This is a genomic window from Microseira wollei NIES-4236, assembly GCF_020521235.1.
Lineage (GTDB): Bacteria > Cyanobacteriota > Cyanobacteriia > Cyanobacteriales > Aerosakkonemataceae > Microseira > Microseira wollei.
Window position 1 is genome coordinate 1 of record NZ_BLAY01000112.1, and the last position, 21,305, is coordinate 21,305.

A 21,305-nucleotide genomic window follows, 5' to 3' on the forward strand; every position below is an offset into this window, starting at 1 on the left:
TGGTTGTCCCACCGCCCACCCCACAAGAGTTTTTTTCTTGTGGGATAAGCAAGCTGGTTGTCCCACCGCCCACCCCACAAGAGTTTTTTTCTTGTGGGATAAGCAAGCTGGTTGTCCCACCGCCCACCCCACAAGAGTTTTTTTCTTGTGGGATAAGCAAGCTGGTTGTCCCACCGCCCACTCCACAAGAGTTTTTTTCTTGTGGGATAAGCAACCTGGTTGTCCCACCGCCCACTCCACAAGAGTTTTTTTCTTGTGGGATAAGCAACCTGCTTGTCCCACCCATGTCAGGTGCAATATGTGAGTAGATAAAACGTTGGTCAGGACTTACGCAAATCACCTTTGTTTCTATGAAAAACGGTTTCTAGGTTCGTCGTGCGTAAGTCCTGGTTGGTAATAGCGCTGAAGAGCTAGCTTTTTGTCTCTAGAATTTGTTTGAGTTGGGAACAAGCTTTTTCGATGCTGTCTATACTACCGGGATTGACCAATCCATAATAGTCAAAGACGTAAACTCGATTGTTTTTTACGGCTTGGAGTTGATTCCAAAATGAGTCGGATTTAAACTTTTCTAGGATTTTATCTCCCGTCTCTACTAAAAGGATAATTTCTGGATTTGCCTGGAGAATCTTTTCTGGAGAAAGGGTAACATACCCGCGTAAAGGAGAAGTTCCCTGCAATTGGGCGGCTAGATTTTTCAGCTTAAATTGCTGAAGAAAGTCACCTGCCCAGCTAGCTTGATTGGGAGATAAAATCGGTTGGCGACTGACTAAGATTAGAGTAGAATAATCTCCCTGGGGAATGTCGGCTAAAAAGGTTTGGTAGCGCTTGAGTAAAGGTTCGGGATCGGCGTTGAGCGATCGCGCTAAATTCACTGTCAATTCTTCCAATGCTTTCCAGCTTTTTACTTGCGTCAGCAGCGTCTTTATTGCTAACTGCTGCAATCTTTCCATTGTTTTATCGTGAAACCCTGCCGCCCCGACCGCGAAATCGGGTTTCAGCGCCACAATTTTTTCTAAATTCGGCGGAGTTTGTTCGCCGCTGACTGTAGTAATTCCCTTAAAACGAGGGTCATTACTGATTATTTTGCTGCCCGTAACACCGACAATTTTTGTTGGCTCCAATTGATAGATAATATCGGCGGTTAAAGGAGTCAGCGCTACAACTTTTTGGGCAGATTCGCGATTGGTTGTTTCCGTTGCTGCGGGGGAAGAAATTGGGTTTGACAAATTTTGGCTTGTACCTGAGCAAGCAACAAATGTTAGGCTTAAAACGAAGATAGCAGCCAGTCGCATTAACCGCCCGGAAATAAATTTTCGAGCTAATAGCCAAAGTTGTACGGGCGAAGCATTCGGTGCGAAATCTTTTGGCGACACCAACAATTTGTCGCCCAAATGCTTCGCCCCTACGTGGACTGAGATCGCGCTTTTAGTCCTCTTTAGAGGACTTAAGCTATTAGCCAGGGATTTTAATCCCTGGCGGGTGATGTAGCTTGTGCAGACTTTTAAATACATCCAATTTTTGGGCATATCAAGTCAAAATCGAGGAGATAAAGGACAAATCTGCAATCCTACTGGTGTTTCTATAATGGTAACTTCTACGCCAAAAGTTTGGGCTAAATTATCGGGGGTCAAAACTTGCTTCGGAGTCCCGACGCAAGTAAGTTTTCCCTGATGGAGTAGGGCAATGCGCGCGCTATACCTTGCTGCTAAATTAATTTCGTGCAATACTGTAATAATAGTCAAGTTTTGTTGGTTGAGTTGTTTGAGTAATTCGAGCAATTGCAACTGGTAGCAAATATCCAAATAAGTCGTGGGTTCGTCTAACAGCAAAACTTGGGGATTTTGTGCCAAAGCAAGGGCTAAAAAAGCGCGTTGGCGTTCGCCTCCCGAAAGTTGTTCTACCGAGCGATCGCCAAATTTTTCTATCCCAGTTTGATGCATGGCAATTTCAACTTTTTGGGCATCTTCTCGACTCAATTCCCACTGCCACCAAGGTTGATGGGGCGAACGTCCTAAACTGACTAACTGCTTGACGGTTAATCCTTCGGGAATCGTTTGTTGTTGGGGCAAAATCGCTAATTTCCGCGCCACAATAGCGGCAGGTTGGGAGTGAATTGCTTTGCCATCGAGCAAAACAACTCCCTGCTGGGGTGCGAGAATGCGACTAATTAATTTTAGCAAAGTAGATTTACCGGAACCGTTAGCGCCGATCAAACTTAACCATTCACCCCTTTGGATGGATAGGGTGATGTTTTGCGCGATCGCTATGTCTCCGTAACCGCCAGTTAGGTCTTGAATGTCCAATAACATTTATTGTGCCTGGGTTTGTAATTGATCGATAAAGGTTTGACGAGAATATAGAAACCGGGTTTCTTGCTGCGATCTCTTGTTCCAAATAGACTATTTTTCAGAGAAACCCGGTTTCTTTCCATATGCTAAAATTTGGCTGACCGACGATACAACAACCAAACAAATAAGGGAGAACCTAACAGAGCGGTAATCGTTCCTACAGGTAATTCTACCGCACCCAAACGGGCAAGTAAATCCGAGATAGTAAGTACCAAAGCACCGCCAACTGCGCTCAAAGGTAATACCCAACGGTAGTCAGTTCCCACCAATAAACGCACGCCGTGGGGGACAACTAATCCTACAAAACCAATCAATCCGCCGATACTGACAGCACTGGCGGCGAGTAAGGTAGCGACGGCACCAATTAATAAGCGCGATCGCATCAACGATACTCCCAATCCCACTGCCAAATCATCTCCCAAAGCTAGTAAATTGACGCTACGAGCTAAAAAGCATCCCAATAGCAACGATCCGCTAATATAAGGTGCAGCAATTTGAATATCCGACCAACCTCGTCCGTTTAAACTGCCAATTAACCAGTTTAGTGCTGCTTGGATGCGACTATCTTCTGCTAATAATATCAACGTTGTTTGTACCGCCCCAAATAAAGAACTAACCGCCACCCCACCTAAAATTAAGCGTTCTACAGATATTCCCGTTGCCGTTTTTCCTAAAAAATAAACGATCGCCGATGTCAGAATTGCACCCACCCAGGAAAAAAGGGGAACCCAAGCTTGAAATACTCCTAACGTGAACATAGCGATCGCCACCAAACCTGCCCCCGCCGATATTCCCAATATAAACGGATCTGCCAAACTATTTCGCAGCAATCCTTGCAACAAAGCACCCGACATTCCCAATGCTGCCCCTACCGTTAATGCTGCTACAATTCTAGGCAAACGCAGTTCCCAAATAATAGTTTGATTTACTGAATCTCCCTGATGCAGAAATGCTTGCCATATTTGTGCCACACTCATCGGTACAGCACCTAAAGAAAGCGAAAGAATAATGGTTACGAGTAACCCTATTATCAGAATCAAACCTGCCTGTAACACTCGATAATTTAGGGCGGTTGCTTGCTTTTGTACTGGCATTTTTTCATCAAAATAACTCATATGATGTCCGGTTGTATCGGTAGCGTCAGGCGGGGCGGGTTTAACGAAATATTTGTTGGTTCCACAGATTGATTCGTAAAACCCGCCCCTACAGTATCAAAAACTATACAAAACCTTTGCCACCGGACATCATATCATAAATATTCATTCTGGTTGACACAGCCAGTCTTATATCCGTACAAACTGCTGGATCTGCCTTTGCGAGTGTTGTATTTACGGGGTGAGCATTTACCCAATTAGCAATTAGCAATTAGCAATTAGCAATTAGCAATTACCAATTACCAATTACCAATTACCAATTACCAATTACCAATTAAGCAGGATGCACGTGGAACATTCCCTCACAACCTTTTTGCGCCACCCAATCTTGATGGGGATGGAACATATACATACCTGGGTCACTGTATGAAAATTCAAGAATGTGTCGCTCTGCCGTTCCCATCGTAATTACATCCGTTGCTTCCGTAGGTTGAAGCGTACTACCCGTTCGATAAACCTGAAATAAATTGGCATGAAGGTGAAAAGTAACGGCTGATTCATATTCAATCATATTCAAAAGGTAAAGCCGAACCAGTTGATTTTGTTGAACGGGTATCGGATATTTCATGTAATATTGTGGAAACCCATTGAAGACGACGAATTCATTTTTTCCATCCCCATTTGTGTCGTAGCCTGACATGGTGATGGCTATTTCATCTGCCTGGGGGCGCCCTCCTGGCGGATCGATAATAAACATGCCATAAAGTCCCTGACCGATATGATAAGCGATATCTCCTACGTGGCAGTGATATAGATGAAGGCCAAAAGGTTTAGCATCAAATTCATAAACTGTGGTTTTTCCATAACTAATGGGTTCCATGCCATCCATTTGTGCTTTATGAATCCCATGAAAATGGATCGAGTGGTCTTCACCTTGATGCTGATTTGTATAAATCACCCTGATGCGATCGCCTTGATTGGCGCGCCAAGTTGGACCTGGAACTCTCCCGTTGTAACTCCAAGTAGTAAACGAAGCACCATCAAGTAAAATTTCTGTGGGTTTAGAAGTTATTGTAAATTCTCGAATCTGACGCCCATTCTCTTGTTTCAGCGTGCCATACTCAAATTCTCGCAGCGATGACGAGGGGTTCCAAACCAGTTTTGGAGGTGGCAAAATTTTCGCCTTTACCCTACGCCAAATCGGGTCACCAAGAGTGATGCCAGCAACTGCGATTCCGCCTGCCAATCCTAGTTGCAGCATTCGGCGTCTTTTAATTAGTAATGAAGAAAGCTTACTCATGAAATTTCTTGCTAATACAGCCAAAGATGGATGGTTTTCAAGAATGAATAATTGGCTCGTAAGGGCGGGCTTAACGAGATATTTCATTGCCTCAAATATAACCAGGTTAAACTCGCCCATACGTTGAGGGCTGTTAATAGCTAATGGCTGGTATATCCGGAAAATATTGCCATCAGCAATTAACAATTAGCGATGAGCAATTAGCATCTAATTCGGAGTCAAAAAGTTTTGCACAACGTACTTACCCAAATTCCTCCCAGCAGTCAACCCATCTCGATTATCAGACATCCAATGAGCGCCGCCGTAAACGCGACTCATCCCCGCTTCTTCTGCTGCTTGAGTAAAGTTATTGAAAGAACGAGGCGGCAAATTTACAGAAGGGTCGGCGGTTGCAGTAAAACTAACTTTATCGCCAAAGTATGCCGTCAAAACTGCATCGGCTGCACCCCCAAACGTACTGTGTCCCGATACATAGGCAGGAGAAGAAGGAGTACTTAGTAAAGGCGTCCAATTTGCATCGGCGGTTGTTTCGGGATTATCATCTTTATCGGCTTGCTGAATTGCGGTAATCGGTCGCCAACGATTAAACGTGTATTTTTGATCGCCGTCAATAATACTGGCATCGGCGAGGGCGATATTTAGCAATGCAAATAAACGGGCATTTTGCTGTAAAGTATTGCCCCGTTTTATAGCAACATCAGCAGCAATTTGGTTCCAATGTCCGGGGGGAGTTAGCGTTCCCGAACCATTTAACCAGAATTTAGCGATCGCAGTCTGATCGGCCGTCCGCGTCGTGCTATCTTTCGCGCCAATTTCTTTGGTTTGATTAAATTCTGCCGTATATTCAGCACTCGTTAAACTCGGCATCTTCGCAATGCGGAATTGCTCTCCCTTCGTCATCGCAAAGGGTTTAACATTCTTCCAATGCGGCATCGAAGCTGACTTAAATTCCGGCGGTACGGGTTGCCAATAACCGGGTTGATTTATAGGCGTATAAGCAACTTCGGCATTGCTACCATCATTTTGTCGCCATGCAAATATTTGGTCGGCAACAGTTTCCCCTAATTTGATGCCGTCTGTTTTAGATTTTCCTTCAGCTATTTTTGCCAAAGATTCGGTTTTGGCAGCATCTAACGCAGCCGCTTGTTTCGGATACAAATTAACTAACATTCGATGTGCAGCAGCGATCGCAGCGGCTGCTTCTGATGCACCTGGAGGCGCTTGCACTTGTACGCGATAGCGTTTGTGCGTTGCTGCTATCCCATTTACCGCATCGTACACCGCCCCATGCACCATCGCCAGGTTATGCGCTGCCATCGGCGGCGATGTCTTGTCTGTGCGGATCGTTGACAGAGCGATCGCATTCCATTCCATCACCGCATCTTTTGCTTGTTGCCTCGGTGCTACAGCTTGCGCGTTTGCCCCAGGTTGCACCGCTGACAGCAACTGGACTTTTTGCGATTTACATGCAATAAAACTTAAACTTGCGATCGTACCTATTGCGATCGCCTTGACAGAAATGCCTATAATTGAGCGTTCTGAGTTAGGTTTCATGATGAACACCGCATAAAGTTGTTGATAATATTAAGCAATAACTTCATTTAGCGAGTGTAAATCTGAAAGCCGAAGCAGCCTGATTTCTTCAACAACTCTTAATTTCTCAATTAAGCTGATGACAAGATTTGGTGCAAGCCTTGCAATAAACGGTTTTAGGCTCAAAGTCAGGACAAGCGATCGCCTCAAGAGAACAAGCCGTCATCGGTCGCACCGTACACTTAAGGCGATAATCGTTAGTAAAATATTCGCAAGCATGACAAGGAATTTGATGGAGACGCTTGACATAAGACACACCTTTTTGCACTGAAACCAGAAACTTCCAAACCAATAAAATCGTCACAGTCCAAGCACAGAAACAGTAAAAAATTGCAGCTATCATTTCCAGAACCTGAGTGAATGACAAATACGCGACTGTAGGGGCGAAGCATTTGCGCCTGGATGTTTCGGTAAACGCAAAATCTTTATTTTTAAATGCTTCGCCACTGCGGAATTTTTGCCAGAAGTCCGATCAATTTAAGCGGGCGCGGTAAGCGTGCCAAAGGTGACTGCCAAGCGCCAACAACCCCAAGAAAAATTGACTAACTGCCAAATAATTTCGCTCTAACCCGTAAAATTATCTCGGATAAACAGTCGTGTTATATCCCACGAAGATGGCAGAAACAAAAGCCATAAAAGCCAAACCGCCCAAACTGTAAGAAAGCAGCGCATCTCCATTAATAATCAGCGCTTTCTTAACCCAAGGAAAAGGTTGACTCACAATATGCCACGCCCCGCCAGCAATCAGTAAAGATCCAATCCAAATGTGCCCGCCGATAACATCCTCTAAATTATTCACACTCGCCATTCCCAGGGGAGTCCAACCCCCATTTGCAATGCCAAATAGGTAGCAAAAAATCGTCACGGGATTGAGAGTTGGATTGGTAATTAAGCGGACATTGGCAACAGCGGGGTCGTAAATTCCGCCAAAAACCATTGCCTTGAGGACGAATAAAAACGCACCAATTCCCAAAAAAATCAAATGATGACCCAAGATCAAACTTAGCTGTTTTGGGTCAGTCCATTCATAGTGAAACTTAGTAACTCGTCCCACCCCATTTTTTAAGATCCCAGAGCCGCGAAAAACATGATAAAGCCCGCCAGCACCCAAAACAGCAGAGGCGGCTAAATGCAAGATTCCAATCGCAAAATAGGGATAGGTATCCACCACTTGACCGCCTGCACCCACACCCCAACCTAAAGACGCCAAATGAGGTAGCAGAGTTAGTCCTTGATCGTACATCGGTTTGTCAGGCACCAAGTGAGTCACTTCTGATATCGCAGTAGCGCCAGCCCAAAACATAATTAAACCCGCGTGAGCAATATGAGCGCCCAATAATTGACCCGACAAATCAATCAAGCGGGCATTCCCAATCAACCATGTCAAATTTGTATTGTCGGCTAGCGTTCTTTGAGTAGAAATTTCCACAGTTCGGTTCTTTCCTTTTGAGTCATTTGAAGTCAAAAAATCTTGTTTTGGTGTAGGGGCACGGCATCAATCAGCTTTGCCGCTAACTGGAAGGTTTTCTACTGCCGTGCCCCGACAACGGCATCAATAAACTTTGCCGCTAACTGGAAGGTTTTCTACTGCCGTGCCCCGACAACTAACTGGAAGGTTTTCTACTGCCGTGCCCCGACAACGGCATCAATCAGCTTTGCCGCTAACTGGAAGGTTTTCTACTGCCGTGTCCTTACAGAGGAAAAACTGTTTTACAAATCGCTGCCGACGGTATTCAAGGCATTTTCGACGCGCTTAAAGTCAAAGCCAATCGCTCGCAAAGCGTGCCAGAGATGACCTTGCAGGAAGAAGAAAGCTAAGAAGAAATGGGCATTTGCTAACCAACAACGAGCCGTATGGGCACCATTCGGTAACTGCACTGTGTCAGCAAAATAAGGAGTCACGCCTAGCTTTACTTCTAACGCTGGCCCGTAAAATTCCACGGGATAAGCTAACGTGTTCACCGCACAAAAGTAAGCAGCAACAAATCCTGCCAAAGCAATACCGCCTAAAGAATAGGAAAGAATTGCTTCTCCAGAGAAGATCAAAAGCTTTTTCGCCCAAGGTAAAGGCTCTTTGATGATGTGCCAAATACCGCCTGCAATCAGAATTGCGCCTACGTAAATGTGACCGCCGACTAAATCTTCTAAGCTGTTAACGCTGGCAAAATGGGTCTGATAGCCATAGATTACTAATGGGTCAAGGGTGGGATTTGTTACTAAGCGCACCTCCCCAATTGTGGAGTCATAGAGTCCGCCAAAATACATCGCTTTAGCAGCCAGTAGCAGCGCACCTGCTCCTAAGAAAAGTAGGTGATGTCCCAAGATTATTCCCAACTGTTTGTAATCATTCCATTCAAAGTGGAATTTCTTGGCCTGCCCCGTTGCATCTTTCAAGTTTTCCGGCGCTTTAAAGGTATGGAAAAGAGCGCCAGCACCCAAAACAGCGGATGAGATTAGGTGCAAAACTCCGACAACAAAAAAGGGATAAGTATTCAATACTTGACCGTTTTTTCCCACACCAAATCCCAATGTTGCCAAGTGGGGCAGTAAAATTAGCCCCTGTTCGCCCATCGGTAAGTCGGGTGAATACCGAGAGATTTCAAACAGCGTAAATGCTCCCGCCCAAAGCGTAATCAGCGCTGCCTGTCCTACGTGGGCTGAGATGAATAAGCCGGATAAATTGGCAAAGCGAGCGTTTCCAGCCCACCAGGCATATTTAACCTCTGTCTTGTCGTAAGTTTGCATTGAATGTCCGTCTCCTTGCGATTTTCGTGGCTGTTTTCCCTTGCTGCGATCGCTCGCTCAGTCGGTTCCCTGGCTTCTTGCTAATTATTCTCATCAATTTATGATAGTTGCAGAAGATTGTCAATAAGTTTTTACCAGTGTTATGACTTGCTGACATGAGTTTATTTATCATTGTTTCTTGAACTGGCGCTGAAGCGCCTACTACGAACAAGTTTATTTATCATGGTTTCTTGATCTTGAACCCATAGCTGCCCCGGGCTGCGTTGTCAATTAACCGCAATAATTGTTAATTTTACTTTGACTAGATGCGATTAATTATCAAATAATGCTGGATGGCGCTGAAGCGCCTACTACGAACGGGTGCTGAAGCGCCTACTACGAACGGGTGCTGAAGTGCCTACTACGAACGGGCGCTGAAGCGCCTACTACGAACGGGCGCTGAAGCGCCTACTACGAACGACGCGATCGCCCATAGACCCCCAACGCACATCGATCGCTTTTTCACATCGTGCTACAATATAATACAAAAGCTAAAGGGGATTCCTCTGCGGGGAAGCGATATTGCTCGGCAACGCTGGCGCGAACGCAGAAGCATTTCCCTCTGCCCCTTCATTTTGTTAGAATAGGAATCATTATCACTTTATTGTTTTATGGTCAGTTCCCCATCCCAAGCCCAATCGAGTTACAACCCCAACCCAAAAGACGAGCAAAAACTGCTGCGAATTCGCCACACCTGCGCCCACGTACTCGCAATGGCAGTGCAAAAGCTATTTCCAGAAACCAAAGTGACAATTGGACCAGTGGTGGACAATGGCTTTTATTACGACTTTGACCGCAAAGAACCATTTACCCCGGAAGATTTGGGTAAAATCGAAACTGAAATGCGGCGAATTATTAAAGCAAATTTGCCGATAATTCGAGAAGAAGTAGAGCGAGAACAAATCAAAGCCGAAATCGAACAGCTAGGAGAGCCTTACAAAATAGAGATTCTAGACAGCATTCCAGAAGGCGAAATAATTACTCGTTATTTTATTGGGAATCCGGATAGCGGCAGGTGTAAAAAAGGAGAAAAACCCGAACCTTCATTAATTGAAACTGCCACAATTGAACCCGATGAATTTTGGTGGGATTTGTGTGCGGGGCCGCATTTAAAGTTCACAGGCGAAATCAATCCCGATGCCTTTGCTTTAGAAAGCGTCGCGGGTGCATATTGGCGCGGCGACGAAACCAAAGCGCAACTACAACGCATCTACGGCACTGCGTGGGAAACCCCAGAACAACTGCAAGCTTACCTGCAACAAAAAGAAGAAGCAAAACGCCGCGACCATCGTAAATTAGGGCAAGAACTCAAACTTTTTAGCATCCAAGAAGATGCAGGCGGAGGTTTAGTTTTCTGGCATCCTCGCGGCGCAAAAATCCGCTATTTAATCGAAGATTATTGGCGGAAAGCGCACCTAGAAGCAGGTTACGAACTACTGTACACGCCCCACATCGCGAATCTGGAATTATGGAAAACATCGGGTCACTGCGATTTTTATCGCGAAAATATGTTTGACTCGATGAATATAGAAGAACAGGCTTATCAACTCAAGCCGATGAACTGTCCTTTTCACGTTCTCACCTACAAAAATGACCTGCATTCTTACCGAGAATTACCATTGCGTTGGGCAGAATTAGGCACGGTTTATCGCTACGAACGTTCTGGAGTTTTGCACGGATTAATGCGCGTGCGGGGATTCACCCAAGATGACGCGCATATCTTCTGCTTACCCGAACAAATCGCCGATGAAATTCTGGGAGTGCTGCATCTGACCGAACAATTCTTATCCGATTTTGGCTTCAAGAATTATCAGGTGAATCTTTCCACTCGTCCGGCTAAATCTGTCGGTACGGATGCCGGATGGGAATTGGCAACCCAGGCTTTAATTCAAGCCTTGAATAGGAAAGGTTGGAATTACGTAATCGATGAAGGCGGCGGTGCATTTTACGGCCCCAAAATCGATCTCAAAATTCAAGATGCCATCGGTCGCTTGTGGCAGTGTTCCACAATTCAGGTAGACTTTAACTTACCAGAAAGATTCGATATCGAATACGTTGCCGCTGATGGCAGTCGCCAACAACCGATTATGATTCACCGGGCAATTTTTGGCTCGTTGGAGCGGTTTTTTGGCATTTTGATTGAAAACTACGCGGGGGATTTTCCCCTGTGGTTAGCACCCGTGCAGATACGCCTTTTACCCGTCAGCGATGGTCAACTGGAGTATGCCGAATCTGTGGCAGCTACGCTGAAAAAAGCGGGGTATCGCGTTGAAGTTGATAGGAGTGGAGAACGTTTATCCAAGCAAATTCGCAACGCCGAATTAGAAAAAATTCCTGTGAGTGCAATTGTCGGTAAGCGGGAAGTAGAGAATCAAAGCTTGAGCGTGAGAACCAGAAAAGCGGGAGAGTTGGGAACGCTTTCTTTGTCTGAATTGCCAGAGCGTTTGCAAGCAGCAATTGAAGAAAAAACTACGATTTAAAGAAACCCGGTTTCTGACCTCGCGTGGGTAAGTTCTGCGATCGCAACAACACCGCGACAACTCATTGGAGTATAATGGCAGTGATAATAGCGATCGCATTTTTCCCCCATGTCTTCCAACGCCGCCACCTTACCACCTAACCTCGCACGCATGGTCGAACGCTTCGCGCGTCAGTCCGATCCGAAACAGCGCTACGAACAACTGATTTGGTTAGCTAAAAAGCTGCCTGAATTTCCCGAATCGGAAAAAGTACCTGAAAATAAAGTTTCGGGGTGCGTGTCCCAGGTTTATATTATTTCTGGGTTGAACGACGGCAAGGTTGTTTATCAAGGCGATTCAGATTCCCAGTTAGTTAAAGGATTAGTCGCATTTTTAATCCAAGGATTGAACGGACTCACACCCGAAGAAATTTTGAAAGTCACTCCAGATTTTATTCAACAGACGGGGCTGAATGTAAGCTTGACCCCTTCCCGCGCCAATGGGTTTTATAACATTTTCCAAAAAATGAAAAAGCAAGCCCTATCATATCAACTATCCGAGTAAGGAGAGTCGTTCAATTAATAAGAACTCTCCAAAAAACAAGCTCAATGGCAGGCAGGATGCCCACCCCACAAGAGTTTTTGGAAAAATATAATGTCTATAACAGAACCAAGGGCAGGTACAATCGAAGGTCTGACCAAACGGGGAATGCCGGTGACGATTATTACCGGATTTTTGGGCAGCGGCAAAACAACCTTACTCAATCAAATCCTCAAAAATCGACAAGATTTAAAAGTCGCAGTCTTGGTTAACGAATTTGGGGATATTAATATCGACAGCCAACTGTTGCTTTCCCTGGAAGATGACATGTTGGAATTGAGCAACGGCTGTATCTGCTGCACGATCAACGATAACTTGGTTGAGGCCGTTTACAAGATTTTAGAACGGCAAGACCGAATTGATTACTTGGTAGTGGAAACGACAGGGCTGGCGGATACGCTACCAATTATTTTAACATTTGTAGGGACGGAATTACGAGAGTTTACTAACCTGGATTCAATTCTGACGGTGGTAGATTCCGAAACGTTTACGCCAGAGCATCTGGAAAGCGAAATAGCGTTCCGGCAACTGATTTATGGGGATATAATCTTACTCAATAAAACAGATTTGGTGCCAGAAGAAAAGGTTGAGGAACTAGAGGAGTATATCAATGATATAAAAGCTGGGGCTAGGGTTTTGCGCTCGCAACACGGTCAAGTACCCCTACCGCTGATTTTAGGCGTAGAACTGGCGCATCCAGAAACCTATCTAACTGATGCCAGCTTGAGTAAAGAGCAACAGTCAAACCACCTCGCCAACGATGGTTTTGTATCCGTTTCTTTCAAAAGCAATCGACCTTTTGCCGTGAAAAAATTTCAGACATTTTTACAAGATAAAATGCCTGCCAATGTTTTTCGTGCTAAAGGGATTCTTTGGTTTAAAGAAAGTACGAGATGTCACATCTTTCAATTGAGCGGCAAACGCTACGACTTGAAAGATGAAGAATGGCAGGGAGAACCGAGCAATCAGCTAGTATTGATCGGGCGCTCGTTAAATGCGCTGGAAATTCACCAGCAACTCAATAATTGCCTGACTCGATAGCAGATTTTTTGATTGTTAAGAATCTGCAATATTTGAAGATGAAAAGGACAAAGGAGCGAAACGGCTGATGAGTAAAGCAACGCTCTACGAACGCGATTTTTTATTATGGACGCAACAGCAAGCAGAGTGCTTGAGGAAAGGAAACTGGGCAGAGTTGGATATTGAAAATCTAGTAGAGGAACTAGAGGCATTGGGTAGGAGCGAACAAAGGGAATTAGGAAGCTATTTGCAAGTGCTTTTAATGCACTTACTCAAATGCCAGTATCAACCTGAACGCCGAACCAAAAGTTGGGATGACACCCTCTCCAACTGCCGGGACAAAATTCAGGATTGTGTAGAAGATACTCCCAGCTTGCAACGTTTTCTTCAAGATTCAGAGTGGATACAAAAATATTACCAACGTGCCCGTCGAGATGCAGCCAAGGAAACTAAAATGCCAGTAGAGACTTTTCCCGCTGAGTTTCCTTTTACAATTGAGCAAGTTCTTGACGCAGACTTTTTAGCATGACTGTTGCGAGCAGCAACAGCAAGTTGTGCGGGAATTTACAATATAATATAAAACCTAATTCCAGGAGACACGCTCGTGGCAACGGAAATACAAGCTTTTCAAAAAAGTCTCTACGAAACCGATTTTGTCCGCTGGGTTGAAACTACAGTTGAACAACTGCGTAATCAAGAATACGCCAGCGTAGACTGGACAAACTTAATTGAGGAAATTGAGGATATGTCAAAATGGGAGAGAAAAAGCCTTAAAAGCAACCTTGTGGTGCTTTTGCTTCATCTCCTTTCCTTAAATGGCAACATCAACCAGAATGTCGTAGTGGCAGTTGGAAAGGCAGTATTCGGGAACATCGCAGACGTATCAATGACGACTTAAAAGATTCACCCAGCTTAAAACCATACCTGCAAGAGGTATTTGCTGAGTGTTACATTAATGCTCGTCTTCAAGCGGCAGATGAAACAGGTTTACCAGTAGAGACTTTTCCATTAGATTGTCTTTATACACCGGATCAATCCCTAGATGCTGATTTTTTACCAGAGTAAAGCGCGATCTACCAGACCGCGCACGCTACGCGCATCTAAATCTCTCACCACATATAAACAAAACTTACTTGAACTATAAACAAAAATGGGATAATCTGAGCAAGTGATCGAATCTGGTACAAAATAATGAATCGATTTTTACTGGTTTTGCTCTCTAGCCCTGCACTGTTAGCTTCTCTCGCGTCTGTTTTTGTGACAGCTTCTCCCGTCGGTGCAACCACACCCATCCCCGCCACCAACGAAGATCTTTCCTGCATTCTTTCTCGCGACTCCAACGGGTTGAGTTGTCTGCGGGTGACTAAAGAAATAGCAAGTGCATCGGATGCGTTTGATAGCGATCCGACGCCTATGTTAGATATTACCGATGAAGAAAGCGATGAAGCGATCGCTAAATATGGTTGCGACTGTACTGGGTGTATCAGATCCTTGCGTCAGTCGGGGATTTAAAAACAGAAATCTCTCCCCTATACTTTGATAGCAACCACGCGAATTCTGCGGTAATCTGCAAACCACGTTCCATCCCGATACAGCATTGGTTGCAAGCGTTTTTCAACAGATTGGATGACTTGGATTCGCTCTATATCTGACAACCCAGATAAAAACCCATTCGCGAACATTTCAATCCAATTTGCCATGCCTGCATCGCCATCTTCTAGCGGTGTTGGACGATCGAATAATACAGCGTTGGTCACCTCAAATCCTTGTTTTTCTAGCCTCGTCGCATATTCACCAATACTGGGATAATAGCAGGGAGAAAGTGCTTCAGGTGAAGGATGACCCATTTCCGCCAAAGCACTACAAATTGCTTGATAAATTGCTTGCACGTTGCCTTTACCGCCAAATTCCGCCACCAATCGACCTCCAAGTTTAAGCGCTTCTCTGATGCAATAAATTGCGGCATCAGGTTGTTTAATCCAATGCAAAACTGCATTTGAGAAAACTGCATCAAAAAGTTGATCTACCTGAAAATTTCTGGCATCTGCTACTCGTAAATCTAAATGGGGATAGTTCTGAAGTGCCGTCGCAATCATCGCTGGAGATGAATCAATTCCTTGCACGTTAGCCCCAGTTTGAGCAATTTTCTCGGTTAATTGTCCCGTTCCGCAACCTAAATCTAGAATCCGTTCTCCTGGTTTAGCAGCAAGTAATTCTAAAAGCGATGAGCCATACTGCCAAACAAAGGCGTGTTTTTCTTGATAAAGCGTAGTATTCCAAGATGGTTGTGTCATTGAAAAACCTCCTGATTCTTGAGTTCCTGCGTAGGGGCACGGCAAGCATAAAATGTTCATTTGTACAGAATATTTTGCCTTGCCGTGCCCCTACTTATAACCGACGATTTTAACGTTCACTTTTACAGAATATTTTGCCTTGCCTTGTCCCTACTTCTAACCGACGATTTTTCAGAGAAACTTTGGTGTTTGCGTAAATCATGGCGTTATTGCTAGTTCTTTACCCGCAAGCCGAGAAATTCCAATCCGATCAATTCGGCATAATCTGATTGATTCCATTATGCGCGCCCCCTGTTTTTTGTAGAAAGCAATTGCTGGCGCATTATCCTTATTAACCGTCCATTCGATGCGTCCGCAATTATTTTCAGCAGCAATTTGTGCTAGAGAATCGATCAATGCTTGACCAATTCCTTTACCCCGCATATGAGATTGAACAAACAAATCATCTAACCAAATACCCTGTTGTGCCAAAAAACTTGAGTATGTATAATGATAGAGAGCAAATCCTACCGGGATTCCTTCTACTTCAGCTAACAATACGTGCGCCTGTGGAGGATGATAATACAGCGGATTGCCAGCGAGTGAAGGAAAGCCCTTTGGCTTGGTTTGTATAGCGGCAGCATTAATGCTGCCGCTACACAAACGAAGGTGTACCTCATGGGGGTGCAAACCGCTATAAAATAGAGTCTGCCTTAATTTATCGGCTGTAGCTTCTAAGGCATCTAAACATCCATCAAACTCGGCTTTTTGCCCGATTAAGGAAAGGATTAACTCTACATCTTTGATGTCAGCAACTCTAATTTTTAGATTCAGTTTATCCATTTTTAACGTCTCAATTCCTCTTATTCATCACTATATGAAACAGAATTGGGAATGTCCAATATATTTTTAGCTATTGATTTATACTTTAAAAATATAAGTGCGGCGGTGAGTTATGGAACTGCGACACCTGCATTACTTTATGGCAGTAGCAGAGGAACTGAATTTTAGCCGTGCAGCAGAAAGACTGCATATTGCTCAACCTCCTTTGAGCCAACAAATTCGTCAGTTGGAGGCTGAGTTGGGATTTCAACTGTTTCATCGCACCAAACGTACAGTACGGTTGACTGAAGCAGGAATTGTATTTTTTGCCGAAACGCAAAAAATTATGCGCCAGCTTGAGAATGCAATTCAAATTGGACGACAAACCAGTCGCGGTGAACTAGGGCAATTGGCAATTGGTTTTGCTAGTTCTGCGGTGCATAACGTTCTGCCAACTATTCTGCAAGCGTTTCGTACAGCGATTCCTAGCGTGAAGCTACAATTGCGAGAATTGACGACTGACCAACAATTAGAATGGTTGCAGCAAGGACGAATTGATATTGGGTTTGTCCGTCCTCCAGTAGAGGAGGATGGTTTAAGTTCTGAAGTTATTTTTTCCGAACCTCTGATTTTGGCACTGCCAGAAACTCATGCATTTTGTAGTCAAGAATTAGTGTCGTTGCGATCGCTTTCTCAGGAACCCTTTATTTTATTCCCCCGATCCCTCGCACCCGGATTGTACGATCCGATTATTAGTCTTTGTCAGCAAGCTGGTTTCAGTCCTATCCTGGCGCAAGACGCGACTCAAATGCAAACGATTGTCAGCTTGGTAGCGGCACAGATGGGGGTTGCCATTGTGCCAGCATCGATGCAAAATCTTCAACGCAGCGGTGTGGTTTACAAACTGTTGCAAGAAACTACACCGATGGTAGCGATCGCTATGATTTGGCGACACAATCCATCCCCAACGGTACTGCGGTTTTTAGAAGTTGCGAGGCAAGTTACCACTAATGGCTAATGGCTAATGGCTAATGGAAAGACAAATCCTATATTAGCAATTAGCAATTAGCAATTAGCAATTAGCAATTAGCAACTTGAGTTATTACCTTCACACCGTATCAAATCCATAAAATGAACACTGCACCTGTGCATCTATCCCTTTAGCTGTTGGTTGGTATAAGAAAACTCGCTCAACCTGAAACCATTCTCCATCCTTTAACACGCAATCTCCGACTCTGGGAATAATTCTGTAAGCTTTAAACCACTCTTTATCCTTGGCGGGTGCGCCGGTACTTTCATGTTTAAATGATGCGTAATAGACAAAATGAATTAAATATGTATCCATAAGCGAACTGATCTATAACCTCCGTGAGAAAATCTTCTCAGGAATCATCCCTGAGATAGCATGTCAAATAAGAATAGTAAGTGTTGATCAAATTTCTTGCTATGACTACTACTTCTGTCCCCTCTTCCACCGTTCGGGAATATTTCTGGAATTGGCAAGGAAAACCAATACGGGTCGTTTACGAAACTCTCGGACAAGGAACGCCCGTTTTGCTGCTTCCAGCTTTCAGTACCGTTTCCACGCGCGGCGAAATGCAGCCGCTTGCCGAATTACTCGCTAGTCAATTTCAAACTGTAGCACTAGATTGGCCTGGATTTGGCGAAAGCGAACGCCCTCCCCTAAATTACCAACCCAGCATATATCACCAATTTTTGCAAGATTTTGTCACAAATGTTTTTAATACCCCGGTTGCGGCGATTGCAGCAGGTCACGCGGCAGGATACGCGATGCAGCTAGCGCAGAAAGGCGTTTTTTCCAAGATAGTTTTAGTCGCTCCCACTTGGCGCGGGCCATTACCGGCGATGATGAGTAAGCCGCCAGAGACGTTTAGTATGGTGAGGGAAGCGGTGCGATCGCCGATTCTGGGACAATTCCTCTACAAACTCAACACCGCCCCTTCTTTTTTGCGCTGGATGTATCGCCGCCACGTCTACACCGACGAGGCTAAACTGACTCCCGACTTTATCGGGCAAAAATGGGAAATTACTCAGAAATCCGGGGCGAGATTTGCACCCGTTGCGTTTGTTACAGGTGGTTTAGATCCTTTTCTAAATCAATCGGATTTTCTGGATCAATTTCAACCTTTACCAGCGCCAACAATGGTAATTATTGCAGAGCAAGCGCCGCCGAAATCGAAGGGAGAAATGGAAGCATTAGCAGCATTACCAGGCGTCCAAACACAGCGCATTTCTGGATCTTTGGGACTGCATGAAGAACATGCCGATGCGGTAGCAGAAGCCGTTTTACCGTTTTTAACGCTATAAATTGGATGCAATGCAAAACGCCGAATACGAAAATCAATACAAACAAACAGTCGTGGGTTTCTTCAATAGCCGAACAAATTACGACAACGATTACACGATTCGGCGTACCCTGCCCCTGCTAGATTTAGTTGGATTAAAAAAGGGGCAGAAAGTTTTAGATGTGGCGACTGGTACGGGGATTATAGCTATTGCTGCTGCACAAATTGTTGGTTCTGAAGGCAAAGTTATTGGAATCGATTTTTCTTCAGGGATGCTCAATCAAGCACGACAGAAGATTGAAGAAATAGGTTGACAAAATATCGAAATAATTGAGGCGGATGTAGAGTATTTAAGCTGCGACATGGAAAGCTTTGATGCGATTTTATGTGGAACCGCAATCGTTTATTTCAGAGATATCCCTGCTAGTTTACGTAATTGGTATTGTTGGCTTAAACCGGGAGGAATTGTGGCATTCTCTTGCTGTTCTGAGCGCTCTTGTGAAGCACCTCTGCTCGTCAAAGTATGTGCCAAGTATGGCATTCGCTTACTGAATATTAACGAGCCTACAGGAACACCTGAAAAATGCTGTAATTTACTGCAAGAAGTGGGTTTTCAGAATGTTCAAGTACAAACTAAACAACTTGGCTTCTATCGGGACGTTGAGGAATTGGGACAATGGAATGGGATGTGGTTTCATCCACGGGAGAATCCCCTATCCCAATTGACATCTGAACAAATGGAAAAATTGAAAGCTGAGTATCGTAAAGAAGTTGAAGAAAGAGCAACCGTTCAAGGTGTTTGGTATGAGAACATGACTTTTTTTGTCACTGGTCAAAAAGCTTAGTAATTTGCTATGGTCAATGACATCAATCTGTGGAAATACTTGCATATCTCGTTAAACCCGCCTCGCCTGACTTTACCGATGCCATCAAACCCGATCTAATTGCAAGTGGGCGGGAAGCGCTAGCAAAAACTAAAATCAACGTAAAGACATCTTCGGTGATACTCTATGGAAACTGCCATGCCTCCCCTAAAAGCAGAGCTGCAAATGCTATACGAAACAGATTATATGCAATGGATAGAAACCACCATAGAAAAACTTCGGAGTCAGGATTATGCAAATGTAGATTGGGAAAATCTGATTGAGGAAATTGAAGATCTGGGGAGGAGCGAGCGCAAGAGTCTGAAGAGCAATTTAATTGTAATTTTATTACATTTGCTCAAGTGGCAATTTCAGCCCGAAAGGAGAAGTGGTAGCTGGGAAGCAAGCATAATTGAACACCGTAGGCGCGTCAAAGACGATCTGATTGATTCCCCTAGTCTTAAACCGTATCTTGAAAATATTTTTGTCGAGTGCTACGCACAAGCAGTGAAACAAGCAAAAGCTGAAACGGGTTTGCCATTAGAAACATTCCCCGTACAGTGTCCTTATGAACTGCCACAGGTGATAGATGATGAGTTTTTACCAGACTGAAGCGCGCCCCGCACGCCCCCGTTAAATTTTACCTGCGAATAAAGTCATGAGTACGATCGCATCCCTTGGCGCTATATAGCGGATTGCAGTCGGATGAGGTAAACCTTCGTTTGTGTAGCGGCAGCATTAAGGGTGCCGCTACACAAACGAAGCAAAAATGCTGAACCAAGACGAGGCAAGCAATCCGCTTTGTCGGCACGATGCGATCGCCTTTTTTAGCTCAAACCCCATATTACACGGAAAACCGTGTAATATAGGATTGCCCCAAAGAAATTTTACGGGGGAAACTTGACTCATGGTTCACCCAGCCACGCTCAGGCATAAGAAAATGACGGAGACAGCCGTTTTGAGCATACTGAGTGCGTTTCCCAGAATGAAGGCAGAAAGTTTCTGCGAGCGTTGGTTTGGAATTGACCAGCTACAACCAGAAGAGAAAGAGCGGATCAAAAAGGAAAGAGGCTACAGAGCCAAATGTGCAAGGGTTTTGAGTACCCTGCTGAAGAAGCCCTACAGAACTGTCGATAGCTGGGGTTCCAGGTTTGAAGCGATGCCAGAAGACTGTCAAGCCACCCTAGCTTATGCCGATGCACTACGGGTTCAACTCAACGCCGCCCCAGATGAACTCTTGGATTTGTTTCTAGAGCAGCGCTCCCAACAAAAAAATAACCGAGAGTCTTGAAAAAGATATACACGAATATCCGTGTATTATTCTGGCTTCCCGCAAGGGGAAGTTTTATTGTTTAGGTGTCCTAGATTTTTAACGGCTAACGCGGAGATGCGATCGCGATCGCGGATTTGTGTTAGCCTCAAAACTTTACGTAATTTACGCATAATTATGTACGCGAGTCTTCCTCGTCGCCAAAGAAAGAGGCATCATAGGGTTGATGAGATTAAGGTATTGCCTTTGGAGCCAAGCGAATTCTGTAAACGATGGGTAGATATGCCTCCTGAAGAGCGGGGGTACTACAAGGTTTGCGTGAAGGCCCCAGCCGCAGCTACGGGTCTTTCAGAGCGAACGGTTCAGGGATGGGGGAAAAACTTTGAAAAGCGCCCCGACTACGTTCTAAATATTCTCAGGAAGGAAGATATACTCAACCAAATCCGGAAGTTGGTGCTACCGCCCGACGCTATAAAAGAGTAATTCACGCTATTAAATATACGCAATTTACGTATAAAACTATTGCCTTCCACTAGAGGAAGGCTTTATTTTTTTGGTGTCCTAGATTTTGAA

Annotated in this window: 22 protein-coding genes and 4 pseudogenes; 13 read left to right on the forward strand and 13 right to left on the reverse strand. The window is 44.6% G+C overall.

The genetic code is table 11. The features are described 5' to 3' along the window. Positions 1–304, forward strand: a pseudogene (locus tag MiSe_RS30560) (hypothetical protein); the annotation flags it as partial. A 106-nt stretch (positions 305–410) separates the two neighbouring features. Here the strand turns inward: MiSe_RS30560 and MiSe_RS30565 are convergent. From MiSe_RS30565 to MiSe_RS30600, 8 genes and pseudogenes are all read right to left on the reverse strand, one after another. Further along, positions 411–1,292 carry an ABC transporter substrate-binding protein gene (locus MiSe_RS30565; protein ID WP_444980572.1) on the reverse strand — a complete coding sequence of 294 codons (882 nt, stop codon included), beginning with the start codon at positions 1,290–1,292 and terminating at the stop codon, positions 411–413. 240 nt (positions 1,293–1,532) lie between these two features. Continuing rightward, positions 1,533–2,309 (reverse strand): ABC transporter ATP-binding protein, encoded by a 777-nt coding sequence (locus tag MiSe_RS30570; RefSeq protein ID WP_226587376.1) that lies wholly within the window; start codon positions 2,307–2,309, stop codon positions 1,533–1,535. Positions 2,310–2,434: 125 nt separating this feature from the next. Next, the gene (locus MiSe_RS30575; RefSeq protein WP_226587377.1) at positions 2,435–3,463 is read right to left on the reverse strand and encodes a FecCD family ABC transporter permease; all 1,029 of its coding nucleotides are present in this window, start codon (positions 3,461–3,463) and stop codon (positions 2,435–2,437) included. Between the two features lie 313 nt (positions 3,464–3,776). Next, entirely contained in the window at positions 3,777–4,742 is a 966-nt protein-coding gene (locus MiSe_RS30580) for a multicopper oxidase domain-containing protein (protein WP_226587378.1), read from the reverse strand. 207 nt (positions 4,743–4,949) lie between these two features. Next, positions 4,950–6,296: a vanadium-dependent haloperoxidase gene (locus MiSe_RS30585; protein ID WP_226587379.1), complete on the reverse strand. Its 1,347-nt coding sequence runs from the start codon at positions 6,294–6,296 to the stop codon at positions 4,950–4,952. Positions 6,297–6,402: 106 nt separating this feature from the next. Continuing rightward, positions 6,403–6,678: a hypothetical protein gene (locus MiSe_RS30590; protein ID WP_226587380.1), complete on the reverse strand. Its 276-nt coding sequence runs from the start codon at positions 6,676–6,678 to the stop codon at positions 6,403–6,405. A 129-nt stretch (positions 6,679–6,807) separates the two neighbouring features. Further along, positions 6,808–7,764: pseudogene (locus MiSe_RS30595) on the reverse strand (chlorophyll a/b binding light-harvesting protein). Positions 7,765–8,045: 281 nt separating this feature from the next. Then, positions 8,046–9,080 carry a chlorophyll a/b binding light-harvesting protein gene (locus tag MiSe_RS30600; RefSeq protein WP_226587382.1) on the reverse strand — a complete coding sequence of 345 codons (1,035 nt, stop codon included), beginning with the start codon at positions 9,078–9,080 and terminating at the stop codon, positions 8,046–8,048. Between the two features lie 650 nt (positions 9,081–9,730). On the opposite strand from MiSe_RS30600, the gene thrS reads away from it, so the two are divergent. Continuing rightward, positions 9,731–11,599: a threonine--tRNA ligase gene (thrS, locus tag MiSe_RS30605; protein WP_226587383.1), complete on the forward strand. Its 1,869-nt coding sequence runs from the start codon at positions 9,731–9,733 to the stop codon at positions 11,597–11,599. Here the strand turns inward: thrS and MiSe_RS30610 are convergent. Then, positions 11,596–11,751: a hypothetical protein gene (locus MiSe_RS30610; RefSeq protein WP_226587409.1), complete on the reverse strand. Its 156-nt coding sequence runs from the start codon at positions 11,749–11,751 to the stop codon at positions 11,596–11,598. The genes thrS and MiSe_RS30610 overlap by 4 nt on opposite strands. Here MiSe_RS30610 and MiSe_RS30615 point away from each other — a divergent pair. The 5 genes and pseudogenes from MiSe_RS30615 (at position 11,708) to MiSe_RS30635 (ending at position 14,710) form a co-directional block, all read left to right on the forward strand. Beyond that, positions 11,708–12,142: a SufE family protein gene (locus tag MiSe_RS30615; protein WP_226587384.1), complete on the forward strand. Its 435-nt coding sequence runs from the start codon at positions 11,708–11,710 to the stop codon at positions 12,140–12,142. The genes MiSe_RS30610 and MiSe_RS30615 overlap by 44 nt on opposite strands. Positions 12,143–12,232: 90 nt before the next feature. Beyond that, entirely contained in the window at positions 12,233–13,219 is a 987-nt protein-coding gene (locus MiSe_RS30620; RefSeq protein WP_226587385.1) for a CobW family GTP-binding protein, read from the forward strand. A gap of 67 nt (positions 13,220–13,286) precedes the next feature. Then, positions 13,287–13,727 carry a DUF29 domain-containing protein gene (locus MiSe_RS30625; protein WP_226587386.1) on the forward strand — a complete coding sequence of 147 codons (441 nt, stop codon included), beginning with the start codon at positions 13,287–13,289 and terminating at the stop codon, positions 13,725–13,727. Between the two features lie 75 nt (positions 13,728–13,802). Then, positions 13,803–14,263: pseudogene (locus tag MiSe_RS54080) on the forward strand (DUF29 domain-containing protein). Between the two features lie 126 nt (positions 14,264–14,389). After that, on the forward strand, positions 14,390–14,710 hold the full coding sequence (locus MiSe_RS30635; protein ID WP_226587387.1) for a hypothetical protein: 321 nt from the start codon (positions 14,390–14,392) through the stop codon (positions 14,708–14,710). Between the two features lie 17 nt (positions 14,711–14,727). On the opposite strand, the gene MiSe_RS30640 is transcribed toward MiSe_RS30635, so the two are convergent. Then, a complete protein-coding gene (locus tag MiSe_RS30640) occupies positions 14,728–15,492 on the reverse strand; it encodes a class I SAM-dependent methyltransferase (RefSeq protein ID WP_226587408.1) in 765 nt (254 codons plus the stop codon). Positions 15,493–15,690: 198 nt separating this feature from the next. Continuing rightward, positions 15,691–16,314, reverse strand: coding sequence for a GNAT family N-acetyltransferase (locus MiSe_RS30645; RefSeq protein WP_226587388.1), 624 nt, complete (start codon positions 16,312–16,314; stop codon positions 15,691–15,693). A 112-nt stretch (positions 16,315–16,426) separates the two neighbouring features. Between MiSe_RS30645 and MiSe_RS30650 the strand changes: the two genes are divergently transcribed. Continuing rightward, on the forward strand, positions 16,427–17,311 hold the full coding sequence (locus MiSe_RS30650; RefSeq protein ID WP_226587389.1) for a LysR family transcriptional regulator: 885 nt from the start codon (positions 16,427–16,429) through the stop codon (positions 17,309–17,311). Positions 17,312–17,401: 90 nt separating this feature from the next. Here MiSe_RS30650 and MiSe_RS30655 read toward each other — a convergent pair whose 3' ends face one another. Beyond that, positions 17,402–17,638, reverse strand: coding sequence for a hypothetical protein (locus MiSe_RS30655; RefSeq protein ID WP_226587390.1), 237 nt, complete (start codon positions 17,636–17,638; stop codon positions 17,402–17,404). A gap of 101 nt (positions 17,639–17,739) precedes the next feature. On the opposite strand from MiSe_RS30655, the gene MiSe_RS30660 reads away from it, so the two are divergent. The 4 genes and pseudogenes from MiSe_RS30660 to MiSe_RS30675 all read left to right on the forward strand — a co-directional run bounded on the left by MiSe_RS30660 (position 17,740) and on the right by MiSe_RS30675 (position 20,753). Beyond that, entirely contained in the window at positions 17,740–18,621 is an 882-nt protein-coding gene (locus MiSe_RS30660) for an alpha/beta fold hydrolase (RefSeq protein WP_226587391.1), read from the forward strand. A gap of 10 nt (positions 18,622–18,631) precedes the next feature. Next, positions 18,632–19,444, forward strand: a pseudogene (locus MiSe_RS30665) (class I SAM-dependent methyltransferase). A gap of 165 nt (positions 19,445–19,609) precedes the next feature. Continuing rightward, positions 19,610–20,074 (forward strand): DUF29 domain-containing protein, encoded by a 465-nt coding sequence (locus MiSe_RS30670; protein WP_226587392.1) that lies wholly within the window; start codon positions 19,610–19,612, stop codon positions 20,072–20,074. Positions 20,075–20,402: 328 nt separating this feature from the next. Further along, entirely contained in the window at positions 20,403–20,753 is a 351-nt protein-coding gene (locus MiSe_RS30675) for a hypothetical protein (RefSeq protein ID WP_226587393.1), read from the forward strand. 26 nt (positions 20,754–20,779) lie between these two features. Here the strand turns inward: MiSe_RS30675 and MiSe_RS51305 are convergent, their stop codons facing one another. Continuing rightward, positions 20,780–20,905: a hypothetical protein gene (locus tag MiSe_RS51305; RefSeq protein ID WP_264196734.1), complete on the reverse strand. Its 126-nt coding sequence runs from the start codon at positions 20,903–20,905 to the stop codon at positions 20,780–20,782. A 4-nt stretch (positions 20,906–20,909) separates the two neighbouring features. Between MiSe_RS51305 and MiSe_RS30680 the strand changes: the two genes are divergently transcribed. Further along, entirely contained in the window at positions 20,910–21,215 is a 306-nt protein-coding gene (locus MiSe_RS30680) for a hypothetical protein (protein ID WP_226587394.1), read from the forward strand. Positions 21,216–21,305 lie beyond the last annotated feature (90 nt).